Below are 14,711 nucleotides of genomic sequence, written 5' to 3'. Positions count from 1 at the left end.
GATTCATGCTTTCACCCACTACATCAAAAAAATGGCTCGTCCGCTGTATGGGAACCGAGCCATTTCTGTTTTATCCTGGGATTCGATGTCAAATTCCCTCAATTCGTTCAAAATTACGCAGTGTCCGAAGTGCATTCCATGTCAGAATGCCCTTCCATTCCTCCTTGGCCAACGGCCATACCTCTTCGTACTGGTACCAGCTCCAATTGGGCTCCCAGGCACCATCTTCCCCTTGATTCCCTATAAGCTCATCCAGTTCCAGCGGAAGAAGCTCGTGGTATTTAGCAAAATAGGGCGAATCCGGCGAATCCATAATGCTAAGGGGCGTTGCTCCGTATCCCTCGCGGCTGCAAGGATCCCTGCTTATGCAATGATCCATGAAGACCTCAAGTGTTTCTCCGATCTCGGACGCCTGTTCTGTTGACAATCTTTCGTTCATACGTAAATAACAAAACAATTCATGCATTTCATGAAGATCGCTGGATTGTTTCAGGTAGTTCACAGCATAATCAATCCTTGATTCCAAAAACTCCAAAGGGTATAGCTCCCGATGGTCGATAAAATAGGCGATAATATCCGCATTCGGATTTCCCCAATGATCTTTGAAGGCACCATACTGCCACCATATCGCCCTCGGAGACTGCTCGGCTTCCTTAGGAATGATATCCCACCCTGACCGTTCTGGCACATAGGAATGCTCAAGATACTCTAAAGCGGATATCACCCGTTCGTTCCGCTCCGGATGATTTGGATTCAAGCGAAGAATCTCCAGCGCTCTGGTTGTGGCCAGAGCAGATGACTCTTTGCACCGAAGATCAGGCTCAAGTCCATGACCATATCCACCGTCCTCGTTCTGATAGCTGTCCAGCGCAGTCAACACATCCGTAAACGACCCGTTCTCGAAATCATACCGGAACAATGACCGTTCAAGATCCCTGGCCTGGTGCAGCATATATTGCCTGGCTTGTTCAAATCGCATCCTGTTTAGCTTCTTCACTTGGGTTCCAACTCCTCGTAGAAAGTGATTCGGTTGCCGAATGGATCCGTGACACATAGCTCTTTGCTGTTCCATGGTGCAATCTCTATTCCGGGTCTGGAATACGGGTAGTTCTGGTTTAACAGCTGTTTGTGAAACCCCTCAATCCCCGCCATCTCCACGCGAATGGCTGCTCCCGGGGAACAGTCACCGTAATGCTCCGTCAAATGAATCGTTACCGATTCCTTTGATATTTGCATGTAAAGCGGTGCCGTTTCATCAAAGCGGTGTTCCCAATCCAAAGTAAAACCAAGATAGTGAATATAGAATTCCCTTGCCTTCGGTTCATCGAACACTCTGAATAAAGGTATGACTTTGCTCATGGTCTGCCCCTAACTACACCCGTATTTTTTCTAACTCGTTATGTATGCGCTGCCGTTGACTTATTTAGAATATATCATATATTCCGCCAGGCTCGTCCTAAATCTAAAAACCCAGCACAGATCCATACATCCACATTGCTGGGCCATATTTTGCAAGTATTCATTTTATTTATCATTATTCATTCCTGGTCACTTTGGCTAACTTCTTGGCCTTCTCGCGTTTAATACGACTCCACACTAGCAAAACGACAAATGAACTGGCCAGGCAAATGAAGATCACTTTCAAATAATGCTCCACCACGTTCAGAATGTACTGCCACTGCTCGCCGAATATAAAACCAATGCTGAAAAAAGCCAATACCCATGCAGCCACGCCCGTATATCCATACAGCCACACCGTCCGATAGGGAACCCGAATCATGCCGATAAAATATCCGATAAACTGCCTGACCCCGGGTATGAAAAAACAAATAATGAGCAGCTTATTTCCATATTTGTTGTAATAGGCCTGCGTCTTCTCTACAAGGGACGGCTTGATAAACAGCCATTTTCCATATCGCTCGATAAGGGGCATCCCGAGTTTGTATCCCAGGATATAGGTAATGGTTAACCCCATGGCCGCTCCCATAAAAGCAGATCCAACTGCAGGAACCATATCGATAATTCCTTTATAGGTTAAAAAACCGGTATAGGTCAATGTGCTGTTTCCAGGAGGAATTGGAAGAGCAATAAAATCAAGGGGGAGCCCAATCAATAACACTAGATAACCATATTGTTCAAATAACTGCTCAACCAATTCAAACAAATTCATGGGGAAAACTCCTTCATCTTACCGATAACTGTCATAGTAGTGTTGCAGCGTTTCATTCACATAAACTTCTCTGTTCAGGACCTCGTAGGGCACCGGATTCACCTCTTCAGACCATTCACGGGAAAAGCGCTGATTCTGCTGTATATCCATCAGTCTTGTCAGGACCAGCAAAGCCGAATCTTTATGCGTGTTCAAGGAGGCCTGTCGTTTCATCTCTTGCAACAAGGACGGACTCTTAATTAATGTCAGCAGTTGTTGCTTCAATTCACCGGCCATGGCCTGCCGTGCCACGCCTATTCCAACCAGATAATCCGCATTATCTTGTTCTTGGCCTGGCAAGGGTTTTACTAACAGCATCGGCCGCTCCATCGTTAGCGCCTCGGAAATCGTGAGTCCTCCCGGTTTTGTCACCATCAGGTCCGCTATCGCCATCAATTCATGCATGCGATCCACATAACCCATAACAGTGATTTGCGGATGACCTGCAAACTCCTCGAGCAGTGCTTGATATAACTTCATATTACGGCCGCACACGACCATAAACCGAACGTCCTTTGGGTATGCCCTTGATTTCAAGAGCTCGATAATTTCTTTATCGATCATCCCTTCTCCGCCGCCCATGATCAACACAACCTGCTCGGATGGACGCAAGCCATAATGCGCTCGGAGCCGTCCGGGATCCATTGGCTGGCTATACAGCGGATTGACGGGGATGCCGGTTACAGAAATCTTTTCGCTTGGCACGCCTTTGCGCTCCAACGCAACCTGTACCACATCGGAACCAACCATGTAATAATCCGTATGAGCGTGTATCCAGTAGCTGTGATCCGTATGGTCCGTCATGACGGTTGCCGTCGGCACATTGGTAAAGCCCATCCCTTTCAGCAGAGACATCCCTGCTGCTGCCGGCGGAAACGTACTGACCACGATAGCCGGATTTTCCGTTTCCAGCATCGTGCTGAGTTTGTGAAGACTGAAGGTGCTGAAGCGTTTCAGCATATGGATGAGCGTGTTTTCCTCGCGCGTTTTTTGGAATAAATAGCCGTAAACGGATGGGAAATGCTTCATCCACTGCACAAAGAAAAACTGACCGGCCACATGCAGCCGTGGATGGGTTAACTCCATATAATCAATGACTTTAACGCGCAGATGAGGGTAGTTTCTTTTTGCTGATTCCACAATGGCCTTTGATGCCTGGTTGTGACCCTCTCCCAGACTTCCGGTTAATATGATGATTTTTTGCTCATATATGGATCTCATGAATATTACTCCTTATCTAACGTTATGTGATTCCAATGACATGCATCAGGTAAACGACCAGCCATCCTGAACCCAATCCAATCAGACTGCCTGCCAGACAATCCGTCGGGTAATGATATCCCCAATAAATACGGGATAGACCGACCAGCACAGCCAGGATAAGCAGCAGTATCGTTGGCAGCGGTGATACCAGAAACAGGAGTGGTGTAATGACTGCAAAGATCGCTGTGGTATGTCCTGACGGGAAGGAATAGTCCTTCAATGGGAAATTTCCGATCTTCACCTGCTCCAGAACCCGGAATGGGCGATCTCTTCTGACGATCTTCTTGATGAGGACAACAATCAGATGGCTAACGGTTAAAGCAATGGCACTCTGATATGCCGTTATGTCCCATGCTTCAAACGCTGCCCAGGCGATGAGCAGTGCACTCAGAATCGTGAAGGTGGCTCCACCGAGATGGGTGATACCTCCGAACAACCGATCAAAAGCTCTGTTGCTGATGGTCTGGTTACACCAGACGAATACCCGATGATCGAATCTCCGCAATCGCTCTATCATTACTCTTCACCTGCCGTTACATCCGTTGATTCTGGTGGACCCTGCACAACAGGGACCTCCGCACGTTTCTTCTTGCGGTTCTTGATAAGACGCACTGTCAGCCAGATCCCTCCTATCAGAGCACCTACAGACAGTAGAATGATCGTAAGTACACCGTCCACCATATGCTCTGCAGCACGCCCGTACACGTAGAACAGGATACCTACGGTATAGAACTTCACGGCACGCCCGAGGGCTGCGTAACTGAGTAGTTTCCATAAAGGATAACTCATACAACCGGAGAGGATGGTGAAGATTTTGAACGGAATCGGCGTAAACGCACCAACAAGAATAGCGGCTTCCCCATGCTTGGTGAACAATGTGGTGGCCGAATCGTACCATTTTTTCTTCATGATCTTGGTTAAGACCAAATTTCCGGAAACCTTGCCGATTCCATAACCAATCGGCGTTCCGATCAGGCAGCCGACAAATCCGATCGTGGCAAGCCAGATCGCACGGTCTGGACTCAATGCACTCAAAGACAATTGCGAGAAAAGAGCCGGAATCGGAAAAATAATCGCATCGATCATAGCATGAATAAATAATCCGATATCGCCTAAATTACGTAAAAAATCCATCAGGCCTTGTCTCCTCTGCTAGGCTTCCTACTTGGTAGCCCGTATGCTGTGCGATATCGTTGGTTACATTTAAAATCGAAATCATGCGTTCACATTCCTCTCCGAAATCATGTTAATGAAAGGATATCATGATTGGAGAAGGATGACTTCCGTCTTCAGACGATAATGAACCTAGACTTAGGTCTAGATACTAATAGTAGATATAATATAGTAGATATAGTATAAACGAGTTTTATGATCAATAAGTTGAGTTTATAACCATTTGGACCAAAAACAAAAAAACAGCTTAGCCGCAATGTGCGGCCAGGCTGCCAAGTTCTAAGACCATGTGCTATTCAAATTGACAAATTTGCGCGACTTCTCGGACCGAGTTCACCACATGATCGGCCTGCGATAAGTCCTGATTCCCCGAATTCGGGTTCACGAAGCCGATGCATTTCATGCCAGCCGCCTTCGCTGCAGCAACGCCGTGCCTTGCATCCTCAAGCACCATGCAATGCTCCGGATCCACACCGAGCAATTCAGCCGCCTTCAGATATACATCCGGCGCCGGTTTTCCCTTCTCCACTTCTTCACCGCTCACAACGCATTTAAAATGATCCAGGAGATCAAACTTACGCAAAACGGCCGAAATAAATACAGGTGGCGATGAAGATGCAATAGCCGCAGGTATCTTACGTGCCTTAAGCTCCGCAAGGAGCTCCCGTATGCCATCAATAGGCTCCATTTCCCGCGAAGTAAGCATTTCAATTTTATTGGACAATTGGTATTCAATGATTTCCGAGACGGATTGGGTAAGCTGATGTTCATCCTTAATGGCTGCCCACATCTCCGGATTGGTCATACCTACATACTGCTCCAGCTGTTCATGGGTTATCGCCGATCCGTAGTAGTTCATCACCTGAATATCGACTTCAAAGTGAAGCGGTTCGCTGTCAATAATAACCCCATCCATGTCAAAAATAAATGCCTGTATCATGTTCAAACTCCTTTGATGAAATGTTTTTAGTTAACGCCAGATTATATCGAGTACCGTTCCCAGCACTCCGGATTTATGGCCTCTGAGGACATCGGGACTGAATACTTCGACGAAGCCGCATCGGGTACAGGATTACAAAGATATCACTCAAATGAAATGATATCGTGCAGCTCCATAAGGGAATGAATCTCATACTTAGGTTGAATGGCTGTCGGGTTTGCCTTGCGCAGCGGGTTGTACCAGCAGGTGTCGATCCCGTAACGAATACCTCCTTGTATATCGGAAGTTAATGAATCACCAACAATAAGAACCTCGCTCTTGTCGGGATGGTTCAACTTATCAAAGGCATAATCGAATATGCCTTCATGAGGCTTTTGGGACCCTGCATCCTCTGAAACAATGATGCATTCAAAGGAATCGTATAACGACGATCGGCTAATACGGTTAAACTGCACCTCCTTAATTCCGTTCGTAATGATAGCCATTCGTTGACCGCGCTCGGTCAGTTGTCTGCACAGCTCTTCCGCCCCTTCCATTAGGAAGGAGCCTTGCCCTAAATATTTTATGTAAACATCGCTAAAGGCATCGGCATCCAAGGTGCACGTTATGCCGTGTTCTGCCAACAGACGCTCAAATCTGGCTGTACGCAATTCACGCTGTGTAACCTTCCCCTGCTCAAAATCACTCCACAACTGCTGATTAATGCGTCTGTAGCTGTCTACGATGGCATCCGTGCACTCCTGATCAATCTCGCCAAATACGCCGGATAACGCAAAAGCCTCCGACTTGGCATAGTCGTATAAGGTTTCATCTGCATCAAATAAAATAACGTTGTAACGCACGGCTGCCCTCCTTACATGCTGCTTACTTATTCCAATCTGGATTGATCATTCATTTCCCGAATCTTTTGCCGTTGCTGGTGCATTAGATGATCCCTGTTACTCTTTACCAGCTCCGTTAGACGAACAAGTATTAACAATAATAATGTAATGATTACCCCTGCTGCTAGTATGAGCATGATCCATTCGTCTATTCCATAGAGTATAAATAAAAGCAATTCTACCAAAATGAAGATTCCTGCACCCAAAGCAAGCTGTTTCATAATACCTCCTTAACTCTCTCTGCGGAGTTTATAGAGATGATGCCGCTCCTGCTCAAGCTCAATTTCGCCCACATACTTAAACCCGCATTTTTGGATTACTTTATTGGAGGCATGATTATGAACGACGGCTAATGCATTCAGCTCGTACTCGCTTGTATTTTGGAACAAAAACTGGATTAATGCCCTTACAGCTTGAGTGGTATATCCCTTATTGTAATGCTGATTCGAGATTCCGTACATAATTTCTCGATTGGGCTGGGGCAGCTCCCCTTTAGGGCCCGTATTGCACCAGCCGATACATTCGTCTGTTTCTTTCAAGACCATGGCTAGCCGCAGACGCAGCTGCCCCACATCCCCGCCGTTTTGAACAGCCTGCAAGAACTGCCGATTCTCCACAATTTCATAGTTGGTTAACCATTCAAGCCGCTGTTCCCTGGGTACATCCCAACCAGGCAGGAACTGTCTGATCTCCGGTTCAAACGTGATCTTAAAGATCGCGTCAAGATCTTCCACCATATATTCCCTGAGCAGGATGTCCTCACATTCAATTGTAAAGGGTATTTCTTGAGCAGCGATATTTATCTTGTGGTTCAATTTAGTCCTCCTGTATTGTTTCGCGTATGTTCCCTGCCCATGACGATGGCATCAATTGACCGGCCCGAGTATAAGCATCATCAGGCTCAACAATTGAGAGGCTTTGAATATTTCCTTCCAGCTCAGACCAAATTCAGTCTCATCTGAATGGTAATCATCTTCCGGTCATCATCTAGCGTCGTAATACGGACATCGTAGGGCTCAAAACCAAGTTTATGATAAAAAACAAGCCCTCTGGAATTGGTATTATGGCAGCTAAGATAAAAGCGAGTCATTCCATATTTCTCTTTGGCTATATCCATCATGGTCTGTAACAGCTTCTGCGCGGCTCCCATTCCCCTATGCGACGGAGCAACAATAACATTGCCAAGCCACAGAGATTGATCAATATCCTCATAAAAATTTGCGTAAGCCACTACTTGCCCTCTAGATTCTTCAACAATAACCGTGGGATCATATCGATTTTCCAGCAAACTTAAGACTTGCTTCGGAGTCCAAGGAAACTCCGATCTGGGACTCACATAAAACAGCTCCTCCGGCGTCTGAGGAAAGCTGCATATCGTTGATAAATCCTCGTCTGCCAGCGGCCGATGGATGTACATAATACAAGGTCCTCCTTACATCATATTTCGTGCAATATACATGCCTCTTCCAATCAAGCCTTCCGGATCGTGCTCCACGCGAAGGCCCGCTTCCTGGAATGCCTCGATCATCTCTTTCACGGTAAAGAGCCCCAAGCGATGCTCCTCCGTATAATGCTCGATTCCATGCTCACTTCCAAACAAATACTCGAATCTCATGATCGAAATATCGCCTTCGCGGTCCGAATGGGACATCCTGCTCATATGGATCCCATGACGCTCGGTCATGATCGTGTCCACTCTACCGGCGGTCCAGACATCCGGTGTCAGCCAAGGCTCAACCAGAATGACACCCTCCTCGTTCAGATGCTCCTTAAACTGCGTAAGGGTCTGCACCAACAGTTCCAGCGTTTTCACATAACCGATGGAGCTGAACAGACATAGGATCACATCATATTTCCGGTCCAAGCGAAAACGGGTCATGTCGGCAACCGAATAATGACCATCCGGATTTTTCGACTTCGCGATCGAGACGAATTCCGGATTTAAATCGATACCATCGATCGTATAGTGCTGCTTTAAGAAAAAGGCGTGTTCCGCGGTTCCACAAGCAACGTCGAGTACAGTCCGGTAATCCTTACCCTGTCTTTTAATATATTGCCGGACCTGCTGCGCCTCCTGCTCATAATCCTTAAAGCTGTAAATCACGTCATAATATTTCGACGATAAATCAAACATGGATACACCAACTTTCCGCATAATAAGTAACCTTACCTTCACATCTTTATCAGCAGCCAAATAAGAGTTCGTAAACTAAAAAGACCCTACTTAGATAACATCATCTAAAGCCGGGTATCCGTGCCAGTCATCTTCCATGATTATACAACCGTTCCTCAGTTTGAGTAACCCTTTGTTCAAGGAAGCAGCAGTCTCATGAACATCCATGATTATGGTTGCATGTGCTTACCCTTCGATATGCTTGTGCCTATACCAATAGGAATAGATCTCTTTATACTGAAGACGATCATACAATCGGCTTGCGGCAAAATTATTCTGTACCACCTGTAAATAGCTGCTTGAAGCCCCATGTTTCTTGGCCCAATGCAGAATATGTAACATTAACTGTTTGCCGTACCCACGATTTCGACAGGCCGGAGCGGTAACCAGATCATATATTCCTACATAGCCCTGCTCCAATGCACCAATTCCGCATGCTACAGGTTCAGTACGATCATATAGGATGAAGAATCCATATTGTATCACGGAATAGTTAAACAGCTTTCTTTTTACAGCCTTGTTCTTCTCGGATATTCCGGTTATGTCCGCAAGCACATCCAGCCATTCATCGGTCAGCTTGTCTTCGATCTGAACTTCCTTATGGGATGGGGACTCCATATCATCCAGGTGAGCCAATACTCGGAGACTGGTAAGATCCAATAGGGTATAACCCCTGGATTCTAAAATAGGATCGAGTTCCTGCGGATTGAATGGTGTGATTTTAAATACGACGTCTAGTCCGGCCTTAACATATAAACGCTCACATTGTTCAATCTGGCTATTAAGGTCGATCGAAGACTCCGTATAGAGAGCTTGAATTGAGTTGGATCTCTTGGTATAGCCGTCTGCAAATCGTAACAGCCATCCCTGTTGTGTCAAGGTTTGGAGCGCTGGCCAAGCGTTTAAGGTAAGCTCCTCGATTCTCTTATGCACGTAAATCACTCCTACAAATATGTTAGGAATAAATATACGTTAATATGGATTTTTATTCAATTAAAAAATGTATTCCTTACTCTGAACCAGACCATTCCCCCTGTTTCGTTAGTGGAATTCACCGCCTTATAAACTGAATATAACTGGAACATCTGCGAGTCTTCGTTTCCATATCATATGATCTGCTCCACTCCCCCAATGGTCCTGTAGGACATAATCGGGTTCACCCAGCTTCTTCTTCCATATCTTCTGTGCACGAGAGTATCCGCTATCCAAACAAAATTCCGTCAATCCTTTATTGAGAAGCGTAAGATACATGATGTTTAACATTAGATTTCCGATCCCTTGCTGTTGGCAATCCGGATGAACAAATACCGTTCCGATTTCAACCACATCACGCAATTTCCCATCGGTAGCTTCCCGGATCAATGCAGTGGATGGTCCATACTCGATGCAGCTCACAATGCTGTTATCTAGCAGTCCGATAAGAAAATATCTCTGCTCTCCGTTCGTTTCAAAATCTGCGTTCAAGTACCTATTTTTGCTGTCAATCTCCTGTTCAATATCCTCCAGTAAGTCTGCCAAGCCTTCTTTGGCAAAAGTATCGGTAATTACGAGCCTGAAAAAATGCTCTATGGCTTTTATATCGCCGCGATTTGGTCGCCTGACTTCTACTTGAAGCATGTTAGGCCTCCTTGTAACTTCAATTACAATAGTCTCACAGATCTTTGGTGTGTTTCATAACATGGGCTTTAACCTCATCCTTTTGTTCATCGGTTAACTGGACAGGTTTCCAAGCATGATCATCAGGGATGTGGATGGTTAGAGGTTGATCAGTTGCCAAAAGTGCTTGATACTATTGTTGATCACCTTGTTTTCTCCAGACCGGATCTCCAAAATGATTTTTGCCGCCGTTTCTTTAGCCAGCTTATAATCTTGAAACTCAATATGCCCTTGGCGTAAGGCTTCCTCAAGCTCATCTTCATCTTGAATGAAGAGGCTTCCGTCTGGAAGCACAATAACATCCAGATAGAGATCATCCCAATAAGGGATCCCTTCGTCACTAACTCCATTCACCCTAGAAATATCGTTCTCATGCGTTATTCCATGCGTTCATTGCGGATTACCATATGTAGGTGGTCTTCCCAGACGCCGTTAATCTTCAAATATTTGATGGCCAGTCCTTCTTCGTAAAAGCCTAATCTTCTCGCTACATTCAACGAAGCTATGTTTCTTGGCATAATGTTAGCTTCCAGCCGGTGCAGCCCCATCGTATCAAAACAATAGGCAACCACGGCCCTTAGCGCTTCGGTCATATACCCTTGCCCCGTATGAGCCTTTGCCAGCTTGTATCCCACATGGGCCGATTGAAAGACGCCCCGAACGATATTGCTGATCGCAATCGAACCGATAATTTCATCATCTTTATGCAGCCACACTTTAAACAGAAATCCGTCTGCTATGCTTCGACTCTCCGCTCCCAGTATCTCCGCCTGCTTATCGATGGTATAAAACTCAGCTTCTCTAGCTGGCTCCCATACCTTCCAATGCTCATCGTTCTTGACGATAAAATCCACCACATCCCCTGCCCGATCCCGATCAATCGTCTTCAATTGCAGACGAGAAGTTTGTATCGTAATGGTCATGCGACGCCCCCCTTGAACTACTTAACTAAAATTAGACAATTACCTATCCGTCCCTGGGAATATAATGTTTTAGCTCCGAGCGGGTAATTCCACGGGCTTCCCCCTCTGGAGTCAATCGGCAAGCACGAACACCAACAAAACCAAAATTGTAATTTTGAGTTTCTTCATTTTATTTCCCTAATATTTTCATAGATTAAAATGCCGCTTAACCTCTTCGTAGTTCTCCTGAATGCTTTTGCTTCCGTCCACGAATATAACCTTGAACCCCCGATCCATGGCATCCTTGGCCACATATGCCGCAAAACCGATATCTCGTCCCATCCAATTCCGAAAAGCGTTGTCGGGATCATCGCATTGATTCAGAATATCGTGGATCCATTCGCGCTTCCCATAATGCTCCTTCTGGAAATCCGGAACCGGTACGATCCATATTGCCTGATGCGGGCTGGATACCAGCTGTGCTACTTTTTCAGGTAAAAGCGCTGCTCCCTCTACAATGATGGGGGGGCCGGCCGGCATGGCCGATATATCATCCACGATCATCGGAAATTCCTCGCGATAAAACTCCAGCTCCTCATGAATCTGCTGCTCCACCGGTCGTGACCATAATGTATTCCAGCCCATATCCTTCAAACGGAACATGGTGGGATGCTCCGACGGATTGCATGCGTTTACGTGCTTCTCGTTAAACAGATCACATTGATAATTGGTGTAGCCGTAATCTTTCGTGATCATTTCGGCAATCGTGGATTTGCCTGAACAAGGGGAACCTCCGATCCAGTATACGTGGGAGTAGTCTTTTTTCTCGTTCATCATCTAATCATGCTCCTCTGTCGTTATCTTTTCTTAACTCGTTTCGAATGTCCAGCAATACGTTCCAGATCGCCCGCAAATATACCACAATGAATAAAAAGCCTACAATCAATATCAATGCGATCATATCCATAATCTCTCCACCTTTGCTGCTCTGACTGGAGACCTCCAATCGACCATAACTCTTCTATGTATAATCCCTCTTGCCCTCAGCGCTTTTTCGAATCCGGCTGAAAATTCTCGTCCCTTCACAATGGAAAGCATGTAACAGCCTCCTTCGGATCTATTCATCGGAAAATGATGGTTGTCTGACTTCGTTTCCTCTTTAATTATAACTATTCTTTCTGCTAAAAAGTTACGCTAACCTTGCATTCACACCATTGTCCTACATAACGAAAAGAACCGGTATTAACCCCCGGTTCTAGTAAAATTTATGATAAACATTCTCTCTTGTACCTTGATCTTAGCCTACCACAGCATCCAGTTCTGTCTCTCGCTGTTCGTGTTCGGGAACTAACACCTCAACCACGACTCTAGTCGGTACGCAGATGATCTGCTGGTAGGGTTCCGAGATAAATCCCATATCCAGTGCAATTCGCTTCGGAGCATCCGAGTATATCATCTGGATCCCGTAGTCATACACTTTCAGTGTGTTGTGTCCAAACTTGGTTTTAATATCAATGATACGTTCGTCCGCGGTCAGCGGGACAGTCTCGTATTCTTTGCCATTCACTGTAATCAAAGCCTTGAGTTCTCCCTGCTGGTAATCTACATGGCTATGCTTCCACCACTGCAGTCCCGTGAAGGAGCCAAGGATCAGGATCAAGGCAAACAGGATCATATCTCCGCGACTTATTCTGGACAACATGTTCCCTCCTCCACATGCACAGTCTTTGGAACCCTAGTATGAACGATGTACGAAACCACCGAAATGAATTTTGTCACATTCGTTATCCATGTGAACAGCTTGTACAACCGAAGGAGCAAGCCGCGAAAGCCTTGATGCAGCTCTCGCTATGGGGCAACCTGCCGGCTGCCCGGAACGGACTCGATCATGTGTTGGAGGCAGTGATTTCATCATAAATTGCTTGAATCACTTCCCTCTTTTCTATCAATACAACTCCGTTGACCTGCATGCACAGATTACATACCGCCCATAGACCCGTGCTCCCTGATAGCACCAATTCCTTCCGACATACGGATGTACATAACGCGAGATGCAATCCTGGCACTTGGCCCGTTGTCCCGCAGGATCACTCGTATACCACCAGCCGGAAGGATAAGGGCATAAGCCTTTACAATCGTCGATCACCGTCTTGGGGGTGCAAATAATATAATCCGACGGACAGGAGGCATCTGCGCCGCAGCCTGAGCAATATTGTCCATGCGGAGGCCGGCAGGGCCCCGCAGCAAACGAGATTTTAACGATATCGTTATCATCGGGACGGACTAATACTTTGGCAAGCGTCTCGGCCGTTTTTTGCGCAAATTTATTCAACAGCGACTTCCGATTCATCTTCCGGGTAACCCGGCTGATCACCACCTGCATCTCTTCGTCCTTGTTCTCCGGCTTCCACCACATACTCTCACCTCGTCTTAAGAAGCCCTTGATGCTTTCGCGTACGCTTCAAGCTGTTCCCGACTGTTGACCAATCCCTTATGTCTGATCACGCCGTCCATATCCACCGCGTAGGCATAAGGGGTGACCTGCACATCGAGATGATTCGCAAACTCCGAACTAACGATCAGCACCTCATCGTCATAACCTATTTTTCGGACATACTCCGATGCCAAATCCGCGGACGAGAATAGCAAAAGGATGGGTTTCACGTTATTCATCCTGGCGATCCGCTTAAAATCCGGCAAAATATCGGCGCATTCCTTACACGTCGGCGATCCAAACAGCATGATGGAAGGCGTGCCAATCAGCTCGCTTGTGGACCACTCGGCACCCCGCAGGGTTGTCGTTGTGGCCCCGGGGATTTTATGGCCGACCGGAATACCGGACTGATTCACGCCTCTCGCGGTACCCATCACCATAATCCCCAACTGCCGAAACAGGACCAGGTTCAGAATGACCAAAGGTACAACCAGAATCCACAGCATGGTATATGAAATCCAGAAGAAGGTGTTCATCGCGGCCCCCTTACAACCTTTTTATTTTGGAAATATGAGTTGCTGCAATCTCGCGGTATATTCGGATCGCATGCAGGGCATCCGGAACCCCTATGATGATAAAGAGCGATAGCAGCAGCATCATCCCCTCCATAAGCAGACCGGTGACATCAAATGAGTGGCGATGCGCAAACCAGTCAGAATGGCTGTAGGCCAACCCCATGAGTCCCATCGCCAGATTGAACCCAATTAATGGAAAGCCTAGCTTGGAGCTGATCTGAGGCCCGAGACAGCCGCAGTCCACCCTCCCTTTTTTTCGGATGAAATAAGCGACGCCCACACCCTGAACAAAATAAAGTAAAGAGATGACCAGGAAGCTGAACCGCGATGGAAAACCATATACCATGGTCACTGACAAGACCTGCAGGAGGATGAGCAGCGCATGCAATCGGGCACTTCCGGGGAACCGATCCGTATCACCGAATGCACGGCTCCAGCCAAAGCTCACCACGGACAACAGCATGGGCAGCGTAACGGATATTGCGAGCAAATCATACATGGGCCC

The 14,711-nt window shown here is 46.5% G+C and carries 23 protein-coding genes; 1 reads left to right on the top strand and 22 read right to left on the bottom strand.

Annotation, left to right across the window (positions count from 1 at the left end):
• Nucleotides 1-88 precede the first annotated feature (88 nt).
• The 19 genes from M4D81_RS08565 to M4D81_RS08470 form a co-directional block, all read right to left on the bottom strand.
• Nucleotides 89-997: a hypothetical protein gene (locus M4D81_RS08565; protein ID WP_260065624.1), complete on the bottom strand. Its 909-nt coding sequence runs from the start codon at nucleotides 995-997 to the stop codon at nucleotides 89-91.
• Complete coding sequence (locus M4D81_RS08560) at nucleotides 994-1,359, bottom strand: glyoxalase superfamily protein (RefSeq protein ID WP_071218635.1); 366 nt, start codon at nucleotides 1,357-1,359, stop codon at nucleotides 994-996. The genes M4D81_RS08565 and M4D81_RS08560 overlap by 4 nt, the downstream gene beginning before the upstream one ends.
• A gap of 175 nt (nucleotides 1,360-1,534) precedes the next feature.
• Nucleotides 1,535-2,170: a DedA family protein gene (locus tag M4D81_RS08555; RefSeq protein ID WP_071218637.1), complete on the bottom strand. Its 636-nt coding sequence runs from the start codon at nucleotides 2,168-2,170 to the stop codon at nucleotides 1,535-1,537.
• A gap of 18 nt (nucleotides 2,171-2,188) precedes the next feature.
• The gene (locus M4D81_RS08550; protein ID WP_260065622.1) at nucleotides 2,189-3,430 is read right to left on the bottom strand and encodes an MGDG synthase family glycosyltransferase; all 1,242 of its coding nucleotides are present in this window, start codon (nucleotides 3,428-3,430) and stop codon (nucleotides 2,189-2,191) included.
• A 22-nt stretch (nucleotides 3,431-3,452) separates the two neighbouring features.
• The gene (locus M4D81_RS08545; protein WP_071218639.1) at nucleotides 3,453-3,989 is read right to left on the bottom strand and encodes a phosphatase PAP2 family protein; all 537 of its coding nucleotides are present in this window, start codon (nucleotides 3,987-3,989) and stop codon (nucleotides 3,453-3,455) included.
• The gene (locus M4D81_RS08540; protein ID WP_194543255.1) at nucleotides 3,989-4,606 is read right to left on the bottom strand and encodes a YqaA family protein; all 618 of its coding nucleotides are present in this window, start codon (nucleotides 4,604-4,606) and stop codon (nucleotides 3,989-3,991) included. Before M4D81_RS08540 ends, M4D81_RS08545 begins: the two co-directional genes overlap by 1 nt.
• Nucleotides 4,607-4,937: 331 nt before the next feature.
• Nucleotides 4,938-5,585, bottom strand: coding sequence for an HAD family hydrolase (locus M4D81_RS08535; RefSeq protein ID WP_260065619.1), 648 nt, complete (start codon nucleotides 5,583-5,585; stop codon nucleotides 4,938-4,940).
• Between the two features lie 143 nt (nucleotides 5,586-5,728).
• Nucleotides 5,729-6,427: a YjjG family noncanonical pyrimidine nucleotidase gene (locus tag M4D81_RS08525; RefSeq protein WP_260065617.1), complete on the bottom strand. Its 699-nt coding sequence runs from the start codon at nucleotides 6,425-6,427 to the stop codon at nucleotides 5,729-5,731.
• A gap of 26 nt (nucleotides 6,428-6,453) precedes the next feature.
• On the bottom strand, nucleotides 6,454-6,687 hold the full coding sequence (locus tag M4D81_RS08520) for a hypothetical protein (RefSeq protein WP_260065616.1): 234 nt from the start codon (nucleotides 6,685-6,687) through the stop codon (nucleotides 6,454-6,456).
• Nucleotides 6,688-6,696: 9 nt separating this feature from the next.
• Nucleotides 6,697-7,281 (bottom strand): GNAT family N-acetyltransferase, encoded by a 585-nt coding sequence (locus M4D81_RS08515; RefSeq protein ID WP_260065614.1) that lies wholly within the window; start codon nucleotides 7,279-7,281, stop codon nucleotides 6,697-6,699.
• A gap of 122 nt (nucleotides 7,282-7,403) precedes the next feature.
• Complete coding sequence (locus tag M4D81_RS08510; RefSeq protein ID WP_260065613.1) at nucleotides 7,404-7,883, bottom strand: GNAT family N-acetyltransferase; 480 nt, start codon at nucleotides 7,881-7,883, stop codon at nucleotides 7,404-7,406.
• A 15-nt stretch (nucleotides 7,884-7,898) separates the two neighbouring features.
• Nucleotides 7,899-8,621, bottom strand: coding sequence for a class I SAM-dependent DNA methyltransferase (locus tag M4D81_RS08505; RefSeq protein WP_260065611.1), 723 nt, complete (start codon nucleotides 8,619-8,621; stop codon nucleotides 7,899-7,901).
• Nucleotides 8,622-8,825: 204 nt separating this feature from the next.
• Nucleotides 8,826-9,572, bottom strand: coding sequence for a GNAT family N-acetyltransferase (locus tag M4D81_RS08500; protein WP_260065609.1), 747 nt, complete (start codon nucleotides 9,570-9,572; stop codon nucleotides 8,826-8,828).
• A gap of 126 nt (nucleotides 9,573-9,698) precedes the next feature.
• Entirely contained in the window at nucleotides 9,699-10,256 is a 558-nt protein-coding gene (locus tag M4D81_RS08495; protein WP_071218647.1) for a GNAT family N-acetyltransferase, read from the bottom strand.
• A 138-nt stretch (nucleotides 10,257-10,394) separates the two neighbouring features.
• Nucleotides 10,395-10,649 (bottom strand): DUF402 domain-containing protein, encoded by a 255-nt coding sequence (locus tag M4D81_RS08490; protein ID WP_260065607.1) that lies wholly within the window; start codon nucleotides 10,647-10,649, stop codon nucleotides 10,395-10,397.
• A 23-nt stretch (nucleotides 10,650-10,672) separates the two neighbouring features.
• Nucleotides 10,673-11,218, bottom strand: coding sequence for a GNAT family N-acetyltransferase (locus tag M4D81_RS08485; RefSeq protein ID WP_071218650.1), 546 nt, complete (start codon nucleotides 11,216-11,218; stop codon nucleotides 10,673-10,675).
• A 186-nt stretch (nucleotides 11,219-11,404) separates the two neighbouring features.
• Nucleotides 11,405-12,034, bottom strand: coding sequence for a hypothetical protein (locus tag M4D81_RS08480; protein ID WP_260065606.1), 630 nt, complete (start codon nucleotides 12,032-12,034; stop codon nucleotides 11,405-11,407).
• Nucleotides 12,035-12,038: 4 nt separating this feature from the next.
• The gene (locus M4D81_RS08475) at nucleotides 12,039-12,164 is read right to left on the bottom strand and encodes a hypothetical protein (protein WP_260065605.1); all 126 of its coding nucleotides are present in this window, start codon (nucleotides 12,162-12,164) and stop codon (nucleotides 12,039-12,041) included.
• Between the two features lie 330 nt (nucleotides 12,165-12,494).
• Nucleotides 12,495-12,899: a NusG domain II-containing protein gene (locus M4D81_RS08470; protein WP_260065604.1), complete on the bottom strand. Its 405-nt coding sequence runs from the start codon at nucleotides 12,897-12,899 to the stop codon at nucleotides 12,495-12,497.
• Nucleotides 12,900-12,937: 38 nt separating this feature from the next.
• Here M4D81_RS08470 and M4D81_RS08465 point away from each other — a divergent pair, with 38 nt between their 5' ends.
• A complete protein-coding gene (locus M4D81_RS08465) occupies nucleotides 12,938-13,114 on the top strand; it encodes a hypothetical protein (protein WP_260065603.1) in 177 nt (58 codons plus the stop codon).
• A 28-nt stretch (nucleotides 13,115-13,142) separates the two neighbouring features.
• Here the strand turns inward: M4D81_RS08465 and M4D81_RS08460 are convergent, their stop codons facing one another.
• The 3 genes from M4D81_RS08460 to M4D81_RS08450 are packed head-to-tail and all read right to left on the bottom strand — an operon-like array spanning nucleotide 13,143 to nucleotide 14,705.
• Nucleotides 13,143-13,613 (bottom strand): hypothetical protein, encoded by a 471-nt coding sequence (locus tag M4D81_RS08460; protein WP_260065601.1) that lies wholly within the window; start codon nucleotides 13,611-13,613, stop codon nucleotides 13,143-13,145.
• A 14-nt stretch (nucleotides 13,614-13,627) separates the two neighbouring features.
• On the bottom strand, nucleotides 13,628-14,167 hold the full coding sequence (locus tag M4D81_RS08455) for a thioredoxin domain-containing protein (protein ID WP_260065600.1): 540 nt from the start codon (nucleotides 14,165-14,167) through the stop codon (nucleotides 13,628-13,630).
• Nucleotides 14,168-14,177: 10 nt separating this feature from the next.
• Nucleotides 14,178-14,705, bottom strand: coding sequence for a MauE/DoxX family redox-associated membrane protein (locus M4D81_RS08450; protein WP_260065599.1), 528 nt, complete (start codon nucleotides 14,703-14,705; stop codon nucleotides 14,178-14,180).
• Between the last annotated feature and the right edge of the window lie 6 nt (nucleotides 14,706-14,711).

Source organism: Paenibacillus sp. p3-SID867 (assembly GCF_025142895.1).
Taxonomy (GTDB): Bacteria; Bacillota; Bacilli; order Paenibacillales; family Paenibacillaceae; genus Paenibacillus_AQ.
The sequence above is the reverse complement of the archived record's forward strand: the minus strand, read 5'-3'. Positions and strand labels throughout refer to the sequence as shown.